Source organism: Sutcliffiella halmapala, assembly GCF_050107295.1.
Lineage (GTDB): Bacteria > Bacillota > Bacilli > Bacillales > Bacillaceae_I > Sutcliffiella_A > Sutcliffiella_A halmapala_A.
Map to the genome: position 1 here is coordinate 1 of NZ_JBNIKR010000006.1, position 21,652 is coordinate 21,652.

Sequence of the window (21,652 nt, forward strand, 5' to 3'; positions counted from 1 at the left end):
AAGTGAAAAGCCTTTGACATCCCTTCCCAGATATGAAGAAAAAAGTCCATGGAAGTTTCGCAAAAAAATAATAATAGTAGGGTTGAAACCATTGCCTACAATTTTACACAATAACCAGGACTTGACTAGAAAGAGGGAAATGGTGGTCTCAAAAGGACTGGTTGAGACCGCAAAACCGGGGAAAAAGGGAAATGGTGGTCTCAAAAGGGCTGGTTGAGACCGCGAAACCGGAGAAAGAGGGAAATGGTGGTCTCAAAAGGGCTGGTTGAGACCGCGAAACCGGAGGAAAGGTGGGAATGGTGGTCTCAAAAGCTTCGAATAAATGAAACCACAACACTTACTACGGAAACCAACTTGCAGGACATCCTCTACGTATCCATTCTTTTAAACAACAAAAACTCAGTGAAGCTCGATTTCAGCTAAAATCGACGAGTATTAAAACAGCTGACTATAACTAATTCCACCAACCATACACCCCCTAGACCACATGACAAGGAAAAAACTTGACATCCCCCCAAACAAAATGTAAACTATCTTATTGTAAAGGCATTTCACTTAACAAGGGAGAGTGAGTAGGATGCTAGAAAAAACAACGAGAATGAACTATCTCTATGATTTCTATCAATCGTTGTTGACGCCAAAGCAAAGAAGTTATATGGCTTTGTATTACCTAGAAGATAACTCCCTTGGTGAGATAGCAGAGGAATATAACATAAGTCGTCAAGCGGTGTACGACAACATCAAACGTACGGAACAGATGCTTGAACAATATGAAGAAAAACTTTTGTTATTTCAAAAGTTTCAAGAGCGGCAAGAGCTGATAAACCAGTTGAAGGGTACACTTTTGACCAATCCGTCAAAAGAAGAGCTTATAACATTTATCGAATCGCTCGAGAAATTAGATTAGGGGGCGGCATACATGGCATTTGAAGGTTTAGCCGACCGTTTGCAAAATACGATACAGAAGATTCGTGGAAAAGGTAAAGTTAGCGAACAAGACGTCAAAGAGATGATGCGTGAGGTTCGACTGGCTCTACTAGAAGCGGACGTAAACTTCAAAGTAGTGAAAGACTTTGTCAAACGTGTTAATGAACGTGCAGTTGGACAAGAAGTCATGAAAAGTCTTACACCCGGTCAGCAGGTCATCAAGGTAGTTAAAGAAGAACTGACTGAACTGATGGGTGGGGAACAAAGTAAAATTGCTGTAAGCAACCGTCCGCCGACCGTCATTATGATGGTGGGTCTACAGGGTGCTGGTAAAACGACCACTACCGGAAAGCTGGCAAACCTATTGCGTAAAAAACACAATAGAAAGCCACTACTAGTAGCTGCCGATATTTACCGTCCTGCAGCAATCAAACAGCTTGAAACCTTAGGAAAACAATTAAGCATGCCGGTTTTCTCCCTTGGAGACAAGGTTAGTCCAGTGGAAATCGCGAAGCAGGCCATCCAACAGGCTAAAGATGAGCACCATGATTATGTGTTGATCGATACTGCCGGACGTCTGCATGTTGATGAAGCATTGATGGACGAGTTAAAACAGGTGAAAGAAATTTCCAAACCGGACGAAATCTTCCTGGTGGTGGATGCGATGACTGGTCAGGATGCTGTCAATGTAGCGGAAAGCTTCAACGAACAGCTGGGCTTGACGGGAGTTGTATTAACTAAGCTGGATGGAGACACTCGTGGTGGTGCGGCGCTTTCTGTTAAGGCGGTAACGAATACTCCGATCAAGTTTATTGGTATGGGAGAAAAGTTGGATGCCCTTGAAGCTTTCCATCCTGAGCGTATGGCCTCCCGTATTTTAGGTATGGGGGATGTGCTGACACTTATTGAAAAGGCACAATCGAATGTAGACGAAGAGAAAGCGAAAGAGCTTGAACAGAAGCTGCGTACGATGAGCTTTACGTTTGATGATTTCCTGGAGCAATTAGGTCAAGTAAGAAGCATGGGGCCTCTCGATGAAATCTTGGGGATGATACCTGGTGCGAACAAAATGAAAGGCCTGAAAAACGTCCAGGTAGATGAAAAGCAGATTGGTCATGTGGAAGCGATTATCCAAAGCATGACAAAAGCAGAAAAAGAAAATCCAGATCTGATCAATGCTAGCCGCAAAAAACGGATAGCAAAAGGTAGCGGACGTCCTGTCCAGGAAGTGAACCGTCTACTCAAACAATTCGAAGAGATGAAAAAAATGATGAAACAAATGACGAACATGCAAAAAGGAAAAGGGAAAAAAGGCGGATTCAAGTTTCCTTTCATGTAAGTCATTCTCACCATTTTTTCTCTTAATAAATCAAGTGACAAGAAAAAACACTTTACAAACAAGTAACTACTTGTTATCATACTATCTTGTGTGAAATATTTTCGGAGGTGCTTTACAAAATGGCAGTTAAAATTCGTTTAAAACGTATGGGTTCTAAAAAATCCCCATTCTATCGTATCGTAGTAGCAGATTCTCGTTCTCCTCGTGATGGACGTTTCATTGAAACAGTTGGAACTTACAATCCTGTAACACAACCAGCTGAAGTTAAAATCAATGAAGACCTAGCTTTAAAATGGTTACAAGATGGCGCGAAGCCTTCTGACACTGTTCGTAACCTTTTCTCTAACGAAGGTATTATGGAAAAATTCCACAATGCTAAATTAAGCAAATAAGAGATCAGATGACAGAACTGATTAAAACAATTGTGACGTCGTTGGTAGATCATCCAGAGCAGGTGGTTGTTACGGAAAAGGCAACAGGTAATGCCCTCACGTATCAACTCGCAGTACATCAAGATGATTTAGGGAAAGTGATTGGCAAGCAGGGAAGAATTGCAAAAGCGATTCGAACTGTATTATTCGCTGCTGCCTCTCATGAAAATAAACGAGTACAATTAGAAATACTGGAGTAGGGGAGGCTTTATAGCTTCCCTTTTTCCTGTTTTAGAGGATGTTCAAAAAGACCGGTAAAACTAGCTTAGAAATTTATCCTACTTTTTTAACACGTATTTTTATAGGATATTTGATTGATTAAGGGTAAAATAATGCTACATAAATGTCGGAAGAAAAAGTATATGGAGGTGCTATGCGTGTCAAAATGGTTTAATGTAGGGAAATTGGTGAATACGCACGGAATCAAGGGAGAAGTCCGGATTGTATCAAGAACCGACTTCCCGGAAGAGCGCTATAAAAAAGGAAATCGCCTTTATCTATTCCTGCCCGATCAGAAGGAACCGCTTGAGGTAGTGGTGGAGTCGAGAAGAGTTCACAAGTCTTTTGATCTGTTGACGTTTGAAGGATATCATAACGTCAATCAAGTGGAAGGATTAAAAGGAGCCATCGTCAAGGTTCCTGAGGACCAGTTAGGGGACTTGGAAGAAGGGGAATACTATTTCCACGAAATCGTCGGCTGCAAGGTGTTGCTACAGGAAAACATGGAGGAGATCGGCACAGTTACCGAAGTGCTGACACCCGGGGCGAATGATGTATGGGTAGTGAAGCCTCAAAAAGGGAAAGACATCCTGATCCCTTACATCGAATCGGTTGTCAAAAAGGTGGATGTAAAAGAAAAGACCATAATTATCGAGCCATTAGAGGGGCTGTTCTAATAATGAAGATTGATATTCTGTCTATCTTCCCTGAAATGTTTCCAGGTGTTCTGCAATCCTCCATTCTGAAAAAGGCGGCCGACAAGGGGGCTGTGGAGTATCGGGTGACGGATTTTCGTGAATACGCGTCGGATAAACATAAAAAAGTAGATGATTACCCATTTGGGGGTGGTGCAGGGATGGTACTGAAGGCTCAGCCCATCTTTGATGCGGTGGAAAGCCTGAGGTCATCCACCGCTGCTAAAAGGCCCCGTGTCATCCTTATGTGTCCTCAAGGCGAGCGCTACACCCAGAAGAAAGCGGAGGAGCTCTCCAAGGAAGAGCATCTTATCTTCATCTGCGGCCATTATGAAGGCTATGATGAGCGGATCAGAGAACACATCGTAACAGATGAGCTGTCTATCGGGGATTTTGTCCTGACTGGCGGGGAACTGGCTTCCATGGTCATCGTGGACAGTGTGGTAAGGCTTTTGCCTGATGTGCTTGGAAAAGTGGAATCTCATGAACAGGATTCCTTCAGCACGGGTCTTTTAGAGCATCCCCATTACACAAGGCCGGCTGACTTCAGGGGGATGAAGGTGCCTGATGTATTATTGTCAGGCAATCATGCACATATCGAAAAATGGCGTTCCAAGGAAATGCTAAAGAGAACATGGGAGAGAAGACCAGATCTTTTTAATGCATACACGTTGACGAAAGAACAGGAAGTATGGTTGGAGGAGATTAAAAAAGAGGATAAGAGATATTGATTTTTTTTATTCAATATGCTATTATACTCTTTGTGACTTAGCCTAGCTATGTCTTAAAACGATGTTCCGCTGCATCAGAAGTATGGAATGAACATCTGTGGAAAAGGAGTAGAAAACTATGCAAAAATTAATTCAAGAAATTACGCAAGGTCAATTGAAAACTGATCTTCCAGCTTTCCGTTCCGGAGACACTGTACGTGTACACGTTAAAGTTGTCGAGGGTACACGTGAGCGTATTCAGGTGTATGAAGGAGTAGTAATCAAGCGTCGTGGCGGCGGCATCAGCGAAACATTTACTGTTCGTAAGATCTCTTATGGTGTAGGTGTAGAGCGTGCATTCCCTGTTCATTCTCCAAAGATTGAAGGAATCGATGTAGTTCGTCGTGGTAAAGTACGTCGTGCGAAACTTTACTATCTTCGTGCATTACGTGGTAAAAAAGCGCGTATCAAAGAAATTCGATAATAAAAGGGAGAGCTTGGTGACAAGCTCTTTTTTTGTTAATCAGAAATCTATGTCGCTTGGAGTTTTCCCAAACCTAATAGAAGGTATATAATAGGAAGAGAATACATATGGGCAATTGGTAGACAAGGTTATATTCGGGGAGTTTCAGACCGATCGTTAATGCTTGGCCGGTCTGGCATATATTTTCATCCATGTTGTTACACACTAATTGAGAGTAGCGGAGGAACTGATATGGCACGTTCTAAAAATGAGCTTTGGGAATGGGTAAAAGCTTTGGCAATCGCTGTTTTACTGGCAGCAGGCATTCGTTATTTCTTTTTCGCACCAATAGTGGTAGACGGAGAATCCATGATGCCGACTCTTCATGATAAAGACAGAATGATTGTCAATAAAATCGGATATAAGATTGGAAATCCGGAACGATTTGATATTGTCGTCTTCCATGCAACTCAAGACAAGGATTATATCAAACGTGTAATTGGATTGCCGGGAGATGAAATAGAATACCGGGATGATGTATTGTACATCAATGGTGAACCGTACGAAGAGCCATATTTGGACAAATACAAGGAACAGCTACAAGGGGACGGTCCGCTAACCGAGGATTTCACTTTGGAAGAGCGTACAGGTTCAAAGGTTGTTCCGAAAGGGCACATCTTTGTAATGGGGGATAACCGCCGTTACAGCAGGGATGGCCGTCATATCGGCACTATCAGTCAAGAGGAAGTGCTAGGCAAGACGAATATCGTATACTGGCCATTGGCTGATCTGAGAATGGTGGATTAAGGCAAGATAACGGTAAGGACTTCAGGAGGCATCAGGCAATGACAATTCAATGGTTCCCGGGGCATATGGCAAAAGCCCGGAGACAGGTAACAGAGAAACTAAAATTAATAGATATCGTTTACGAACTGGTGGATGCTCGTATTCCAGTATCTTCGCGCAACCCGATGATCGATGAGATTGTAGCAAACAAGCCTCGCATCATCCTGTTGAATAAAGCGGATATGGCTGATGCAAGAATCACCAAGCAGTGGTTGGACTATTTCAACCTTAAAGGGGAGACAACAAAGGCGATAGCCATCGACTCCCAGACAGGGAAGGGCCTTCAGCAGATATCCTCCCTTTCAAAAGAGCTGTTGAAGGAAAAATTCGATAAAATGCAGTCCCGCGGGATACGTCCCCGAGCGATCAGGGCTTTGATAGTGGGTATTCCGAACGTAGGGAAATCCACCCTGATCAACAGGCTGGCAAAAAAGAATATCGCACAAACCGGTGACCGTCCCGGAGTGACCAAAGCCCAGCAATGGGTGAAGGTTGGAAAAGAGCTCGAGCTATTGGACACCCCTGGTATCCTTTGGCCGAAGTTTGAAGATCAGATGGTCGGATATCGTCTTGCGACTACAGGAGCCATCAAAGATACCATCATCAATCTTCAGGATATTGCAGTTTTTGCATTGCGTTTCCTGACCGAGCACTACCCGGATAGACTGCGTGAACGCTATGCACTGGAGGAAATCCCTGAAGATATAGTGGATCTCTTCGATGCAATCGGCTCCAAACGCGGCTGTATGATGAGTGGTGGCCATGTGGACTACGATAAGACCGCTGAGCTGGTCATCAGGGAAATTAGGCAAGAGAAGCTCGGAAAACTTAGCTTTGAAGCACCTGTACAGTTATAGGAGGCCAGCAATTTTTTGCTGCCTTTTTTTATTTATGCCAGATAATGAAAAATGAGAGGTAAACACAATGAAGAACACTCCGATAAAAGAGATAGAAGCAAAGCTGAGAGAGTTGAAAAGCGCCGATGATCCCTTTCTGGACTCCCTGAAAGACGACGAACGGAAGGGCGTAAAGGTTTTAGTGAAGCGATGGGAAAAAAGAATCGAGCAGGACATCCAATTACATACTCAGTTTGAAGAAATGAGCCAATATGAAAATTCCCTTTATCAACAGGGGTATCACCATATTGCAGGGGTAGATGAAGTTGGTAGGGGACCTCTGGCAGGACCTGTGATTGCGGCAGCGGTCATCCTGCCGAAAAACTTTCAACTTCTTGGTCTGACAGACTCCAAGAAGTTATCAGCTTCCAAGCGCGCTTTTTTCAATGAGTATATAAGAGAGCATGCCGTAAGCTTCGGTATCGGGGTTGTGGACTCCAAGACAATCGACCGGATCAATATCTATGAAGCTACGAAGCTTGCGATGCGATTGGCGATTGAACAATTATCAATTAAAGCGGATCATCTCCTGATCGATGCCATGAAGCTCGACCTTGATATTCCTCAGACTGCCATCATCAAGGGGGACGCTAAGAGTATTTCCATTGCAGCGAGTTCTGTGCTTGCAAAAGAGGCACGTGATACGTATATGAAAGAACTTGCGGCACAATACCCTGAATATGGTTTCGAAAAGAACATGGGATATGGAACAAGTGAACATCTGGAGGCTATAAAAGAAGTGGGGATCATGGAGGAGCATCGACACTCCTTTTCCCCTGTAAAAGAATTGGTAGTGAGTTGAGAAAAAGGGGAATAGGGCGATGAATATTTGGCAGCTTATACAGCATAGAATTCCGGACAGTCTATTAAATAAACTGGAAAAGGGCAAACATAAGCTGCCGGGCATATTTCAGGCAAAGGTGACAGAGCAGCTGAATGGTGCTCTTTTTACCATTCAAAAAGGGGGAGTCTCTTTTTCAGCCAAGATCTCAGGGGCTGTTGAAGTGGGAAAAGAATATGTGTTTCATAGTATGAGTGAAGAAGAGGGGATAGTTCTCAAAGTGGACCGCACAATACAGGCCATTGAGAATGCTGCAAATCCCTTGCCCGGGAACAGAACGCCATCAAAAGGGTTGCAACATCTTCAACCACAGTCTTCTATACAAAGGCTGGAGCAGCACACAAGAGAAGCAGCGGTGAAGCTCGCTCCCGCTGACCTTCAACAGCTGGCAAAAGTTATTGATGGATTTCAAGGTGCTCAAAAGGAGATTGTGATGGAGTTGACAAAATTCTTGATCGTTCGAAATGCTGCCACACCTGAAGCTGTATATAAAAACCTGCCATTACTGACTGCAGCCTTGCTCGATGATGAATCTTTGGGAAGTACTCTGGAAAAGGTGAAACAACTAATCAATGTGTCACGGGATGCAAGCCCCGAAACATTGAAACTGCAAGCGCAGCTTGAAAAGATTACAATTCCAGCCCCTCTCCAGTCTCAAAAGGAAATGGTGCTGTTTTTGAAACAGCTATTTTCCAATACAGGGTTGGATTATGAAAATACCCTGTTTCAAAGGCTCCACTCACAACAGTCTTTATCAACCCATCCGTTAGAGCAACTCAAGCCCTTACTGCTCGAATATGCGAAAGGCATGATGAATAAGGAGGATAGCGGCTATGTCGCAAAGCTTGTAAATAAATTAACAGGTTTTCAACTCCTTAACAGGGAAGAGGGTTCTTTTCAACACCTATTCCTTCCTATCCCGGTAGTGGTCGAGAAAGAATCCAGGGAGTGGTATGTTCATCTGAGTTCCAAAAAGAAAAAGGGCGAGGGAATTGATCCTGATTATTGCCGTATTGTCCTTTATCTCGATTTGCCGCTCTTTTCCACCACTTTGGTCGACTTGTTCGTCCAACAAAGAGTGATTACCTTTTCCATCCACCACTCCTACCCTCCATTAGGTGATTTGGTGGAGAAGGGGCTACCTCAGCTTAAAGAAAATCTCTCCCAGAAGGGTTATATTCTCTCATCGGTAAAAACAGTTCAAAAGCAAGAAGATAAGCTTGAGGAGTTGCCTTTGGATTTTGTCAAACAAATATTCAGCACTTCCGAGGAAGGAGTGGACTTTCGAATATGAGCAATAGCCAAGGTGAAGCGTCTATGGAAAGAAAGAAAGCAGTTGCTTTGAAGTATGATAAAGCAAAGCATTCCGCGCCAGTTGTCAGTGCAAAGGGAAGGGGCATTGTAGCGGAAAACATCATCCAGGAAGCAGTGAAGCACAATATCCCGCTTCAGGAGGATTCAGCTCTGATAGAGATGCTTCTCGAGATCGAATTGAATGAAAGCATCCCGGAGGAGCTGTATGAGGTGATAGCGGAGGTCCTGTCCTTTGTGTATCAATTGCATCAGAAGGAGAAAGGTGATTCCCCGGAATTATGGAGATAGAAGGTTTATTAAAATAACAAAATAATTGAATAATCTGTCAAAAATTCAATTTTCGGCATTTTTGAACCTCATTTAATACAAAATCTAGGTGTCAAACGATAATTTTTTGAAAATAGTATAATATTTTTGCAGAAAGGTAGACATTTGACAAACCTTTTAATAAAATGAAAGCGCAGTCTATTTTTTAACTAGGCTCTTTTCGTAAAGTTTGTTGCTTTTGTCCGTAAAAAATCGGATTTTGGATTTTTTACTGCATTTATCCCCGTTAATTCAAATAGAAAATAAATCTATTACACGGGAAAAGAGCACGAAAGTAAGTAATATTACGTGTTTACATTGGTTACGTCAAAACAACAATGTATGCGAAAAGACCCTTTAACTATTATTTTTGCGATACATAAGATTGGAGGATGGGAAATGAATATCCATGAATATCAAGGAAAAGAGATCCTCAGAAAATACGGGGTAGCTGTTCCGAATGGCCGCGTTGCATTTACTGTAGAAGAAGCAGTAGAAGCTGCGAAAGAATTAGGAACAGAAGTTTGTGTTGTAAAAGCGCAAATCCACGCAGGTGGCCGCGGTAAAGCCGGCGGCGTTAAAGTTGCGAAGAATTTGGATGAAGTCCGCGAATATGCAAACGAGATTTTAGGCAAAACATTGATTACTCATCAAACAGGCCCGGAAGGAAAAGAAGTAAAACGTTTACTTATTGAAGAGGGCTGCGATATTAAGAAAGAATATTATATCGGGTTAGTATTGGACCGTGCAACTTCTCGTGTTGTGTTAATGGCATCTGAAGAAGGTGGAACGGAGATTGAAGAAGTGGCTGAGCATACGCCTGAGAAAATCTTCAAAGAAGTAATTGACCCTGTTGTTGGATTAACAGGATTCCAAGCTCGTCGAATCGCATTCAACATCAACATCCCGAAAGAATTAGTGGGACAAGCTGTTAAATTCATGATGAGTTTATACACAGCTTTTGTAGAAAAAGATTGTTCGATTGCTGAAATCAATCCACTAGTTGTAACTGGTGATGCAAAGGTAATGGCACTTGATGCAAAGTTGAACTTTGATGCAAATGCTCTTTACCGTCATAAAGACATTGTTGAATATCGTGATCTTGAAGAAGAAGATGCAAAAGAAATCGAAGCTTCCAAGTATGACCTAAGCTATATCTCCCTGGATGGAAACATCGGTTGTATGGTTAATGGTGCCGGTCTTGCGATGGCAACAATGGATATCATCAAGCATTACGGTGGAGACCCTGCTAACTTCCTGGACGTTGGGGGCGGTGCTACTGCTGAGAAAGTAACAGAAGCTTTCAAGATTATCCTTTCTGATGATAATGTAAAAGGTATTTTTGTTAACATTTTCGGTGGTATCATGAAGTGTGACATCATTGCTACTGGAGTAGTGGAAGCTGCGAAGCAAGTAGGACTTGAAGTTCCTCTGGTTGTACGTTTGGAAGGTACGAACGTTGACTTAGGAAAACAGATTTTACGTGAATCTGGTCTGAATATCGTTGCAGCTGAATCCATGGCTGATGGAGCACAAAAAATCGTAGCGCAAGTAGGATAAGAAAGGCAGGGAGCATACATGAGTGTATTTATTAATAAAGATACAAAAGTAATCGTACAAGGTATTACTGGATCTACAGCTTTGTTCCACACAAAACAGATGCTGGAGTATGGTACGCAGATCGTTGGTGGTGTAACACCTGGTAAGGGCGGCACTGAAGTGGAAGGTGTACCTGTATTTAACACAGTTGAAGAAGCGGTAAAGGCTACTGGTGCCAATGCATCTGTAATCTATGTTCCAGCTCCGTTTGCAGCAGATGCAATCATGGAAGCGGTTGACGCTGATTTGGACTTGGCTATTTGTATTACTGAGCACATCCCGGTTCTTGATATGGTAAAAGTGAAACGCTATATGGACGGGAAAAAGACTCGCTTAGTGGGTCCTAACTGCCCAGGTGTCATCACTCCTGATGAGTGCAAGATCGGAATCATGCCTGGCTACATCCATACGAAAGGCCATGTAGGGGTAGTATCCCGTTCTGGTACATTGACATATGAAGCGGTACACCAATTATCCCAAGAAGGTATCGGCCAATCTACAGCAGTAGGTATCGGTGGAGACCCGGTCAACGGAACAGACTTCATTGATGTGCTAAAAGCATTCAACGAAGACGAAGATACGTATGCAGTTATCATGATTGGTGAAATCGGTGGAACTGCCGAAGAAGAAGCGGCTCTATGGGTGAAAGAAAATATGACAAAACCTGTAGTTGGATTCATCGGTGGACGTACTGCACCTCCAGGAAAACGTATGGGCCATGCTGGCGCAATCATTTCCGGTGGTAAAGGTACAGCTGACGAGAAGATCCGTGTAATGAATGAGTGTGGTATCGAAGTTGCAGATACTCCATCTGTAATGGGAGAAACACTTATCAAAGTGATCAAAGAACAAGGCATTTACGATAAATGTAAAACACATTAATAATTGATTGAATAGGAATAGTCGGAGACGGCTATTCCTATTTATCATATTCAAAAAAAATTTAATGAGGTGCTGCGACCGTATGGAACGATGGAAAAAAAGATTTATTGCCCTTCATCATTGCCCTTTTCTGAACGATTCTGTCATTATTAACCTGATTAAAATGGACCCTACCCTTGCAAACTTTCACCAACTTTCTCCTTCTGAAATCTCCCAGCTCACTTCTCTTTCTCCTCAAAAATCTCTTACCATCTTTGATTACATGAAAAACCTCCAATTTGACCACCTACTTGACGTCTATGAAAAGGAAAAGATACGTATTATCACAATATTTGATGAAGAATATCCTCCTCTACTGAAGGAGATATACGATCCACCGTTGGTCTTATATACAAAAGGTAACCCACATTTGTTGAAAGCAAGGATTCTGGGGGTGGTCGGGACAAGAAATATGACGGAAAATGGTCGGTTATCCCTTCAGAAAATGATACCGCCATTAGTAAAAGAAGGATTAGTCATCGTAAGCGGGTTGGCGAAGGGGGTGGATACGCTTGCTCATAGACTTACTTTGGAACATAAAGGTTCTACCATTGCCGTACTCGGTAGTGGTTTAATGAAAATATACCCCAAAGAAAATCAGAAACTAGCAGACTACATTGCGTTAGAACATCTACTGATTTCCGAATATCCCCCATTCACATCTCCACAAAAATGGCATTTTCCAAAAAGGAACCGAATTATCAGCGGACTGAGCGAAGGGGTTATTATAATAGAAGCAAAAGAAAAAAGCGGAAGCTTGATTACCGCAGATCAGGCTCTAGAACAAGGCAGGGAGGTCTTTGCTGTTCCGGGATCGATTGTGGAACCGACCGCAGCAGGAACAAACAGCTTGATACAACAAGGTGCCAAATTGGTAATGAGTCACCATGATATCCTAAATGAACTCAAATAGTGGAATTTTCTAAAATTTCCATATAAAATGACAAATAAATTTCAATTTTTTATAAAAATTTTCTTTTTTTACTTTACAAATGATTATATGTCTATATTATTATAGGGTACAACGATATTCATTAGTTGTACTTTTTTTCATGCAAGCAAGTATGAAAAGCGCGATATCTGACTACATAGTAAATAGAAGGAATGGGAAGTTGTTTGACAAACCCATCTCGAATATTTAATAATGGTGAAGATTTAAAGAATGATATATAAAAAAATAATGCAATGTTAAAACTTAGTATTGTTATTTAAGCTTGACTAGCTGTTGATTGGAGCAATAGGCGAAGACTCCTGCGGGAGGAAGCTCAACAAACGCCCCTTGGGTCGCTGCGCCTAGTGCGGAAATCAACAGCGGCTTTTAACTGAACTAAAACTATAAAAACAAAAAATTTACCTATTGATAAAAATTGAATGTAAAAGTGGTTGTTAAAAACTTTGAGAAAACAAATGGCATGAGGCCAATTTTTTCTAAGAATTTACCCTCTTGAGGAGGATTATTGAATGTCAGAATACTTAGTGATAGTGGAATCACCAGCTAAAGCAAAAACAATTGAACGATATTTGGGAAAAAAATATAAAGTAAAAGCATCGATGGGACATGTCAGGGATCTGCCTAAAAGCCAAATGGGTGTGGACGTGGAACACGAATTTGAGCCAAAGTACATTACCATCCGAGGAAAGGGACCTGTACTTAAGGAACTGAAGACAGCAGCCAAAAAAGCCAAGAAAATTTATCTTGCAGCTGACCCGGATCGCGAAGGGGAAGCAATTGCTTGGCATTTGGCACATAGCCTTGATATTGATCTGCATTCGGACTGCAGGGTTGTTTTCAATGAGATTACGAAAGATGCCATCAAGGAATCCTTTAAGCATCCAAGGCCTATCAACCTCGATGTAGTGGATGCCCAGCAGGCAAGAAGAATTCTGGATCGCCTTGTAGGCTATAATATCAGTCCGCTTCTCTGGAAGAAGGTTAAAAAAGGATTAAGTGCAGGGCGTGTTCAATCAGTAGCCGTCCGACTGATCATCGATCGAGAAAATGAAATCAATGCCTTCACACCTGAGGAATATTGGACCATCAAGGGTTCATTCATCACCAATGATTCAAAGGAATTTGAGGGCAACTTCTATGGATTGGATGGGAAGAAGACCGAATTGAAGTCTGAAGAGGATGTTAAAACCGTTCTTGGGAAATTGGAAGGCAACTCCTTTGAAATCCAGAGTGTCACAAAAAAGGAACGCAAACGTAATCCGGCATTGCCGTTTATCACTTCTTCGCTACAGCAGGAAGCGGCCCGAAAGCTTAACTATCGTGCCAAGAAAACGATGATGCTTGCACAGCAGCTGTATGAAGGAATTGAACTGGGGAAAGAAGGAACCGTAGGATTGATCACCTATATGCGAACAGACTCCACCAGGATATCCGAGACGGCTAAAAAAGAAGCGGTAGAGTACATAGAAAAGACATTTGGTCAGAAATTTCTTTCGACTGAACAACGAAAAGAAACGAAAAAGGCCAATGCCCAGGACGCACATGAAGCAATCCGTCCGACTTCTACCATGAAAGACCCACAGTCCGTAAAGGAATACTTGTCCCGTGATCAATTCAGATTGTATAAGCTAATCTGGGAACGTTTTGTTGCAAGTCAAATGGCACCTGCAATATTAGATACAGTTTCCATCGATCTTGCACAAAATGATGTGATGTTCCGTGCAACAGGCTCTACAGTTAAATTTCCCGGCTTCATGAAGGTATATGTTGAAGGTAGTGATGACCAGCAGGAAGAAAAGGAAAACCTGCTTCCAGCACTTGAGAAAGGCGATAATGTCTTCTCAAAGGATGTAGATCCGAAGCAGCATTTCACACAGCCTCCACCAAGGTATACAGAGGCCAGACTGGTAAGGACCTTGGAAGAGCTGGGAATAGGTAGACCTTCGACGTATGCACCGACTCTTGACACCATCCAGAAGCGTGGCTATGTGGCACTGGATAATAAACGATTTGTTCCAACTGAACTTGGAAACATCGTCATTCAATTAATATTGGAATTTTTCCCTGAAATCATTAATGTGGAGTTTACCGCAAATCTTGAAACGAATCTGGATAATGTGGAAGATGGCAAGGTGAACTGGGTCCATATCATTGATGGGTTTTACCATGAATTCGCCAAACGTCTGGAAAGAGCAGAACAGGAAATGCAGGAAATCGAAATCAAAGATGAACCTGCTGGTGAGGACTGCGAACTTTGCGGACACGAAATGGTTTTCAAAATGGGACGCTATGGCAAGTTCATGGCATGTTCCAATTTCCCGGATTGCCGAAATACCAAGCCGATCGTTAAGGATATTGGCGTACCTTGTCCTAAATGTGAAAAAGGGAATATCGTGGAAAGAAAGAGTAAAAAGAAACGAATTTTCTATGGATGTGACCAGTATCCAACGTGTGAATTCCTATCATGGGATAAACCGATTGCCCGTAAATGTCCAAAATGTGAATCTCTGCTTGTAGAGAAGAAGCTGAAAAAGGGCGTTCAAGTACAATGCGTTGAGTGTGATTACAAAGAAGAGCAGCAAGCATGACAAAAAGGGACTGACACCTCAACACTTTGCGTCAGCCCCTTTTCATTTGGTAAAGTAGTTTTTAGGCGGCTTGTTGATATTGGGTCAGTAAGTTTGCAGATTTGGAGGAAAGAAATATTATGACAAAACAAGTAGTAACTGTTATTGGAGCTGGTTTAGCAGGTAGTGAAGCGGCTTGGCAGCTTGCAAATAGAGGGATTCAAGTTCATTTATACGAGATGAGGCCGGTTGTGCAAACACCAGCACACCATACAGATAAATTTGCAGAATTGGTATGTTCCAACTCTTTAAGAGCGAACACACTGACAAATGCTGTTGGAGTACTAAAGGAAGAAATGCGGATACTGGACTCCGTTATCATAAAATCAGCGGATGAATGTGCCGTTCCAGCTGGTGGGGCTTTAGCAGTTGACCGTCATGAGTTTGCTGCAAAGGTTACCGAAATGGTGAAAAACCATCCGAATGTAACGGTATTTAACGAGGAAGTGGAAGCAATTCCTGAAGGTCCCACCATCATCGCAACAGGGCCTTTAACGTCAAAAGCACTTTCAGACCAACTTCGATCCCTGACTGGGGAAGAGTATCTTTACTTCTATGATGCTGCAGCACCGATTATTGAAAAAGACAGCATCAATATGGATATAGTGTACTTGAAGTCCAGATACGATAAGGGAGAAGCAGCATACTTGAATTGCCCGATGACAGAGGAGCAGTTCAATACATTCTACGAGGCCCTGATCGAAGCGGAAACGGTCCCTTTGAAGGAATTCGAAAAGGAAATCTTCTTTGAAGGGTGTATGCCGATTGAAGTCATGGCAAACCGCGGGAAAAAGACGATGCTCTTTGGTCCTCTCAAACCAGTCGGACTCGAAGATCCAAAAACCGATAAACGTCCATATGCGGTAGTACAGCTTCGCCAGGATGATGCTGCTGGAACTTTGTATAATATTGTCGGTTTTCAGACACATTTAAAATGGGGTCCTCAAAAAGATGTGATAAGATTAATACCTGGTCTGGAGAATGCAGAAATTGTCCGTTATGGCGTCATGCATCGAAATACGTTCATCAATTCCCCTAACTTGCTTAAAGCAACGTACCAGTTTAAAGCAAGGGATAATCTTTTCTTTGCAGGACAGATGACCGGGGTTGAAGGGTATGTCGAATCAGCCGCTTCAGGTCTTGTAGCTGGCTACAATGCAGCGAGGATGGTAACAGGTGAAGAGCCAGTGGAGTTTCCTAAAGAATCTGCTATTGGAAGTATGGCACATTATATTACATCAACAAATGCTAAGAACTTCCAGCCTATGAATGCCAATTTCGGTTTGTTCCCTGATTTGCCGACTAAAATAAAGAATAAACAAGAACGCAATGAAGCACATGCTAGGAGAGCGTTGGAAACAATTCAGAATTTTGTAAAAAGTTAATCAAATTAATTGCAAGGGCTACTAAATTGTGATAATATTTAGTAGCCCTTGTGAGGTGATAAATAATATGCAAAATGTTAAGATTCCGTTAATTTCTTTTTTAGAATATTTACAGATTGAGAAAAACTATTCAAAATATACTATTGTGTATTATCAAAAGGATATTGAAGATTTTTTTGAATTTATGAAAGAAGAAGCGCTGACTAGCATAAGTGATATCACCCATATTGAAGCACGATTGTATCTGACCAAGCTGCATAAGAAAAAATATGCCAGAAGATCGGTTGCGAGAAAAACTTCAAGCCTGCGAAGCTTCTTTAAATATTTGATCCGGGAAGAACAATTAAGCGTTAATCCGTTCACGATCGTTTCCCTGCCCAAGCAGGAAAAACGCCTGCCGCAATTTCTGTATAATGAAGAATTAGAAAAATTGTTTGCGGTATCTGATCTTGATACGGCCCTTGGTCAAAGAAATCAACTTCTTTTGGAGTTGCTTTATGCGACAGGCATTCGTATCAGCGAGTGCTGCCAGCTGCAGCTGCAGGATATTGATTTCAGCCTCGGGACCATTCTTGTAACCGGAAAAGGGAATAAGCAAAGGTATGTTCCTTTTGGAAGCTATGCACAAGAGGCCCTGGAGCATTATATGGAAAATGGGCGAAAGGAATTGCTCTCCAAGGGAAAACAGCCTCATTCAAAGACACTATTCCTGAATTTCCGCGGAGGCCCGCTCACCCCTCGTGGTGTAAGGGTTGTATTGAATGAGATGGTGAAAAAAACCAGCACGACCCTACATATTAGCCCCCATGTTTTGCGTCATACATTTGCAACTCATATGTTAAATGAAGGGGCAGATCTGAGAGTGGTTCAAGAGCTCCTTGGTCATTCCAGCCTTTCATCCACTCAGCTCTATACGCATGTGACGAAAGATCGTCTTCAACAAACATACAATCAATTTCATCCTCGAGCCTGAGGATCAAATAGGAGGAATCCCCATGTCTTCTTTTCATGCCACCACGATATTTGCCGTCAAGCATAATGGCCAATCGGCAATGTCAGGTGACGGCCAAGTTACATTTGGAAATGCTGTTGTGATGAAACACTCTGCAAGGAAGGTCCGAAGACTTTTCAACGGAAAGATTCTTGCGGGTTTTGCCGGTTCTGTAGCGGATGCGTTTACTTTATATGAACTTTTTGAAGGGAAACTGGAAGAATATAATGGGAATTTGCAGAGGGCGGCAGTCGAACTTGCAAAGGATTGGCGAAGCGATAAAGTCCTCAGAAGACTCGAAGCAATGTTGATCGTCATGGATGAAACAAGTCTTCTTCTTATAGCTGGTACTGGTGAAGTAATCGAACCGGATGATGGTATTCTGGCTATCGGTTCCGGCGGAAATTATGCCCTTGCTGCAGGCCGTGCGTTAAAACGTTATGCAGGCGAGCATATGACTGCCAGGGAAATTGCGAAGGCGGCTTTGGATATGGCTGGCGAAATTTGTGTTTATACGAATGACAATATCATTGTAGAAGAACTATAGAAAAGGCGGTTGTAGAGATGAGTACAAAATTGACCCCTCGGCAAATAGTGGAAATGCTGGATCAATATATTGTAGGGCAGACAAATGCAAAAAAAGCCGTAGCTGTGGCGCTAAGAAACCGGTACCGACGTAATTTGCTTAAAGGATCATTGCGGGATGAAGTTGTACCAAAGAACATCCTGATGATTGGTCCTACAGGTGTAGGTAAAACAGAGATAGCAAGAAGAATAGCGAAGCTTGTTGGTGCTCCATTCATCAAGGTGGAAGCGACAAAATTCACAGAGGTCGGATATGTGGGCAGAGATGTGGAATCAATGGTTCGGGACCTTGTTGAGACGTCTGTGCGGCTAGTTAAAGAAGAGAAAATGATCAAGGTGAAAGAGAAAGCACTCGAAAATGCAAATAAACGCATTGTAGAACTTCTCGTACCGGGAAAACAGAAGAATTCTTCCTATAAAAATCCTTTTGAAATGATTTTTGGCGGAAATGCCCAGAACCCCGATCCGGAAGAACAATCCAAACAAGAGGAAGTGTCCATTCAGGAACAGAGAAAAAGAATGGCACATAAGCTTGCTTTGGGTGAACTGGAAGACAGGTATATCACGATCGAAGTCGAAGAACAGCAAGGCTCGATGTTTGATATGCTTCAGGGTTCGGGTATGGAACAAATGGGCATGAACATGCAGGATGCATTAAGCAACCTGATGCCGAAGAAAAAGAAGAAACGGAAGCTGACAGTTGCGGAAGCAAGACCGGTTCTGACAAATGAAGAAGCGCACAAGCTTATTGATATGGATGAGGTTACGCAGGATGCAGTAACACGTGCGGAGCAAAGCGGCATCATTTTCATCGATGAGATCGATAAAATTGCCAAAAAGAACACTGGTTCATCTGCAGATGTTTCACGTGAAGGGGTGCAACGTGATATCCTTCCGATCGTAGAAGGCTCAACGGTTGTTACCAAATACGGCCAAGTGAAAACAGATCATGTACTCTTCATTTCGGCAGGAGCGTTCCATATGGCGAAGCCGTCAGATCTAATACCTGAACTGCAGGGACGTTTTCCGATCCGCGTGGAGCTTACCAAGCTTTCTGTTGAAGATTTTGTAAGGATTCTGATCGAGCCGGATAATGCTTTAATAAAGCAGTACATAGCATTATTGGAAACAGAAGGTATACAAGTTGAATTTTCTGACGATGCTATTCGTAAGATAGCTGAAGTTGCATTCCAAGTGAATCAGGATACTGATAACATTGGGGCGCGCCGTTTGCATACCATTCTAGAAAAGCTGTTGGAGGATTTATCTTTTGAAGCACCGGATATAAATCTGGAGAAAATAGTGATCACCCCACAGTATGTGGATGAAAAATTAGGAACCATCGTAAAAAATAAAGATTTAAGCCAATTTATATTATAGAAGTAGATTTTAGGAGGAAATAGTTATGGCATTATTACAAAAAACAAGAACAATCAATGCAATGCTGCAAAAAGCGGCAGGTAAACCAGTAAATTTCAAGGAAATGTCCGAAACACTTTGCAATGTGATTGAAGCAAATGTGTTCGTCCTTAGCCGTCGAGGAAAGCTGCTTGGTTATTCCATTAACCAGCAGATTGAAAACGAGAGAATGATCAAAATGTTGGAAGATCGTCAATTCCCTGAAGAATATACAAAGAACCTATTCAACATCTCGGAAACTTCATCCAACCTGGATGTTGAGAGCGAATATACAGCATTCCCTGTTGAAAACAAGGATCTATTTCAATCAGGTTTAACTACGATTGTGCCAATTATCGGTGGTGGTGAGCGTTTAGGAACGCTTATCCTTGCCCGCCTGCAGGAGCCTTTCTCTGATGACGACCTCATCATGGCTGAGTACGGTGCAACAGTGGTAGGTATGGAAATTCTTCGTGAGAAATCAGAAGAGATTGAAGAGGAAGCAAGAAGTAAAGCTGTGGTACAGATGGCCATCAGTTCCCTTTCATACAGTGAGCTTGAAGCAATCGAACACATTTTTGAAGAACTGGATGGTAAAGAAGGTTTACTTGTAGCAAGTAAAATCGCTGACCGTGTCGGTATTACAAGATCTGTAATTGTAAATGCACTACGTAAGCTTGAAAGTGCCGGAGTAATCGAATCTCGTTCTTTAGGAATGAAAGGAACGTACATCAAAGTATTAAATGATAAGTTCCTTATGGAATTATCTAAATTAAAGTCTCACTAATAGAAAAAAACCTACCTAAAAATGGTAGGTTTTTTGTTTTGTGATAAAACGCGTTTGGAATGCCCGAGTTTAGAAAACTCAGTTGATTGGAGTGGAGGGCACGGAGACTCCTCGAAAATGCTAACGCATTTTCTTCGTGCGATGTATCGCTGCCGAAGCCTTTCTTGTCCTGCGGGAGGAAGGGACAAGGAAGACCCCACAGAGCGCAGCGTCGAGGAGGCTCCCGGACCGCCAAAGGATAAGCGTAGTGCCTGGAACGGAAATCAACGGGCATAATTATACTGATGCACCAAAACTATAGACAACCTCGTATTCCTTCAAATTTGTCAACAGTCTGAAAAAACTACCAAATAAATGGTGGTTTTTTTCATTTATTCTTAAATTTCATAATTGTCGTTTTTTGTCGTGACTTTAGTCCTACGACAAAAAATGAGTCAAATTGACGATTTTTTTTAACATTTGACACATAGACATATGGGGTTCCATAATTTACAATGAATTTATACATACAATTTTCGACAAATTTATATAATTCGTCATTTTTATAATTTTTTTGGGGGTCATAATGAGAATTTTTTCGACATCAATTAGTGCACTAGAAAAAGGTATCCAATATTCGGGAATGAAACATAAGGCGATTTCTCAAAATATTGCCAATGTGGATACACCGAATTACAAAAGGAAAGAAGTAAGTCCGAATTTCGGGCAATTATATCAGGATGCGTTGAATGCCAAAAAAACTGACAGCAGACATCATGATTTCACAGGAACCTCGAAACAAGTTTTTACCATAAATAATACATCCCATTCGTACTCGCATAATGGAAACAATGTGGACATCGATAAGGAAATGTCAGACTTGGCAGAAAATCAAATCTATTACTATACCATGATTGATCAACTTAGTGGCAAATTCCAATCGCTGCAGAATGTAATAAAAGGAGGTAAAGGGTAATGTCCATGTTTAAAAGTATGAATATTTCCGCTTCTGCCTTAACTGCTCAACGATTGCGGATGGATGTCATTTCTTCCAATATGGCAAATGTTGATTCTACGAGGGGTAAATTTGTAGATGGTGAATGGGTGCCATATAAAAGGAAGGTTGTAGAAACGGCTCCCAAAGAGGGTAGCTTTCAATCTTTTCTACAAAAAGCTTCAGGCTCTTCAAGCAATATTGGCAATGGTGTGAAGGTAACGAGAATTAAAGAGGATGATGCGCCATTTAGAGTCGTGTTTGATCCCGAGCACCCAGATGCCAACGAGGATGGTTATGTAGAACTCCCGAATGTAGACCCATTAAAGGAAATGGTGGATCTAATGAGTGCCTCCAGGTCATATGAAGCAAATGTTACAGTGTTTAACGCATCAAAGGGCATTATGATGAAAACACTTGAACTTGGGAAATAGGAAGGACTGAAAA

At 42.1% G+C, this 21,652-nt stretch carries 25 protein-coding genes; all 25 read left to right on the forward strand.

Annotation, left to right across the window (positions count from 1 at the left end):
* A partial coding sequence (locus ACQCT5_RS11060) for a hypothetical protein (RefSeq protein WP_499641833.1) occupies positions 1-217 on the forward strand: 217 nt, incomplete at its 5' end.
* A gap of 26 nt (positions 218-243) precedes the next feature.
* The gene (locus tag ACQCT5_RS11065; RefSeq protein WP_499641835.1) at positions 244-423 is read left to right on the forward strand and encodes a hypothetical protein; all 180 of its coding nucleotides are present in this window, start codon (positions 244-246) and stop codon (positions 421-423) included.
* A gap of 154 nt (positions 424-577) precedes the next feature.
* Complete coding sequence (locus tag ACQCT5_RS11070; protein ID WP_499641837.1) at positions 578-907, forward strand: putative DNA-binding protein; 330 nt, start codon at positions 578-580, stop codon at positions 905-907.
* Positions 908-919: 12 nt separating this feature from the next.
* On the forward strand, positions 920-2,266 hold the full coding sequence (ffh, locus tag ACQCT5_RS11075) for a signal recognition particle protein (RefSeq protein WP_499641839.1): 1,347 nt from the start codon (positions 920-922) through the stop codon (positions 2,264-2,266).
* A gap of 119 nt (positions 2,267-2,385) precedes the next feature.
* Positions 2,386-2,658 (forward strand): 30S ribosomal protein S16, encoded by a 273-nt coding sequence (rpsP, locus tag ACQCT5_RS11080; RefSeq protein WP_417900579.1) that lies wholly within the window; start codon positions 2,386-2,388, stop codon positions 2,656-2,658.
* A gap of 8 nt (positions 2,659-2,666) precedes the next feature.
* Positions 2,667-2,897, forward strand: coding sequence for a KH domain-containing protein (locus ACQCT5_RS11085; protein WP_417900578.1), 231 nt, complete (start codon positions 2,667-2,669; stop codon positions 2,895-2,897).
* Between the two features lie 177 nt (positions 2,898-3,074).
* Positions 3,075-3,593, forward strand: a complete 519-nt coding sequence (gene rimM, locus ACQCT5_RS11090; RefSeq protein WP_499641842.1) for a ribosome maturation factor RimM — start codon at positions 3,075-3,077, stop codon at positions 3,591-3,593.
* 2 nt (positions 3,594-3,595) lie between these two features.
* Entirely contained in the window at positions 3,596-4,342 is a 747-nt protein-coding gene (gene trmD / locus ACQCT5_RS11095; RefSeq protein WP_499641843.1) for a tRNA (guanosine(37)-N1)-methyltransferase TrmD, read from the forward strand.
* 118 nt (positions 4,343-4,460) lie between these two features.
* Positions 4,461-4,805, forward strand: a complete 345-nt coding sequence (gene rplS / locus ACQCT5_RS11100) for a 50S ribosomal protein L19 (protein ID WP_417900575.1) — start codon at positions 4,461-4,463, stop codon at positions 4,803-4,805.
* A gap of 231 nt (positions 4,806-5,036) precedes the next feature.
* Positions 5,037-5,591 carry a signal peptidase I gene (gene lepB, locus ACQCT5_RS11105; RefSeq protein WP_499641845.1) on the forward strand — a complete coding sequence of 185 codons (555 nt, stop codon included), beginning with the start codon at positions 5,037-5,039 and terminating at the stop codon, positions 5,589-5,591.
* Positions 5,592-5,629: 38 nt separating this feature from the next.
* A complete protein-coding gene (gene ylqF / locus ACQCT5_RS11110; RefSeq protein WP_499641847.1) occupies positions 5,630-6,487 on the forward strand; it encodes a ribosome biogenesis GTPase YlqF in 858 nt (285 codons plus the stop codon).
* Positions 6,488-6,554: 67 nt separating this feature from the next.
* Entirely contained in the window at positions 6,555-7,328 is a 774-nt protein-coding gene (rnhB, locus tag ACQCT5_RS11115) for a ribonuclease HII (RefSeq protein WP_499641849.1), read from the forward strand.
* Between the two features lie 19 nt (positions 7,329-7,347).
* On the forward strand, positions 7,348-8,661 hold the full coding sequence (locus ACQCT5_RS11120; protein ID WP_499641851.1) for a hypothetical protein: 1,314 nt from the start codon (positions 7,348-7,350) through the stop codon (positions 8,659-8,661).
* A 23-nt stretch (positions 8,662-8,684) separates the two neighbouring features.
* Positions 8,685-8,969: an EscU/YscU/HrcU family type III secretion system export apparatus switch protein gene (locus ACQCT5_RS11125; RefSeq protein WP_499641857.1), complete on the forward strand. Its 285-nt coding sequence runs from the start codon at positions 8,685-8,687 to the stop codon at positions 8,967-8,969.
* Positions 8,970-9,386: 417 nt separating this feature from the next.
* Positions 9,387-10,547 carry an ADP-forming succinate--CoA ligase subunit beta gene (gene sucC / locus ACQCT5_RS11130; RefSeq protein WP_204413655.1) on the forward strand — a complete coding sequence of 387 codons (1,161 nt, stop codon included), beginning with the start codon at positions 9,387-9,389 and terminating at the stop codon, positions 10,545-10,547.
* Positions 10,548-10,565: 18 nt separating this feature from the next.
* Complete coding sequence (gene sucD, locus ACQCT5_RS11135) at positions 10,566-11,468, forward strand: succinate--CoA ligase subunit alpha (RefSeq protein ID WP_499641860.1); 903 nt, start codon at positions 10,566-10,568, stop codon at positions 11,466-11,468.
* 82 nt (positions 11,469-11,550) lie between these two features.
* Complete coding sequence (gene dprA / locus ACQCT5_RS11140; RefSeq protein ID WP_499641862.1) at positions 11,551-12,420, forward strand: DNA-processing protein DprA; 870 nt, start codon at positions 11,551-11,553, stop codon at positions 12,418-12,420.
* A 548-nt stretch (positions 12,421-12,968) separates the two neighbouring features.
* The gene (topA, locus tag ACQCT5_RS11145) at positions 12,969-15,047 is read left to right on the forward strand and encodes a type I DNA topoisomerase (protein ID WP_499641864.1); all 2,079 of its coding nucleotides are present in this window, start codon (positions 12,969-12,971) and stop codon (positions 15,045-15,047) included.
* A 119-nt stretch (positions 15,048-15,166) separates the two neighbouring features.
* Positions 15,167-16,471, forward strand: a complete 1,305-nt coding sequence (gene trmFO, locus ACQCT5_RS11150; protein ID WP_499641866.1) for an FADH(2)-oxidizing methylenetetrahydrofolate--tRNA-(uracil(54)-C(5))-methyltransferase TrmFO — start codon at positions 15,167-15,169, stop codon at positions 16,469-16,471.
* Between the two features lie 67 nt (positions 16,472-16,538).
* Entirely contained in the window at positions 16,539-17,444 is a 906-nt protein-coding gene (gene xerC / locus ACQCT5_RS11155; RefSeq protein WP_499641868.1) for a tyrosine recombinase XerC, read from the forward strand.
* Between the two features lie 22 nt (positions 17,445-17,466).
* A complete protein-coding gene (hslV, locus tag ACQCT5_RS11160) occupies positions 17,467-18,009 on the forward strand; it encodes an ATP-dependent protease subunit HslV (RefSeq protein ID WP_386637536.1) in 543 nt (180 codons plus the stop codon).
* 17 nt (positions 18,010-18,026) lie between these two features.
* Positions 18,027-19,427, forward strand: a complete 1,401-nt coding sequence (gene hslU, locus ACQCT5_RS11165; RefSeq protein WP_499641871.1) for an ATP-dependent protease ATPase subunit HslU — start codon at positions 18,027-18,029, stop codon at positions 19,425-19,427.
* A 25-nt stretch (positions 19,428-19,452) separates the two neighbouring features.
* Positions 19,453-20,232 carry a GTP-sensing pleiotropic transcriptional regulator CodY gene (codY, locus tag ACQCT5_RS11170; RefSeq protein WP_417900563.1) on the forward strand — a complete coding sequence of 260 codons (780 nt, stop codon included), beginning with the start codon at positions 19,453-19,455 and terminating at the stop codon, positions 20,230-20,232.
* A gap of 565 nt (positions 20,233-20,797) precedes the next feature.
* Positions 20,798-21,187, forward strand: a complete 390-nt coding sequence (gene flgB, locus ACQCT5_RS11175) for a flagellar basal body rod protein FlgB (protein WP_499641873.1) — start codon at positions 20,798-20,800, stop codon at positions 21,185-21,187.
* Positions 21,187-21,639, forward strand: coding sequence for a flagellar basal body rod protein FlgC (gene flgC, locus ACQCT5_RS11180; RefSeq protein WP_417900562.1), 453 nt, complete (start codon positions 21,187-21,189; stop codon positions 21,637-21,639). Before flgB ends, flgC begins: the two co-directional genes overlap by 1 nt.
* The last annotated feature ends 13 nt before the right edge of the window (positions 21,640-21,652 follow it).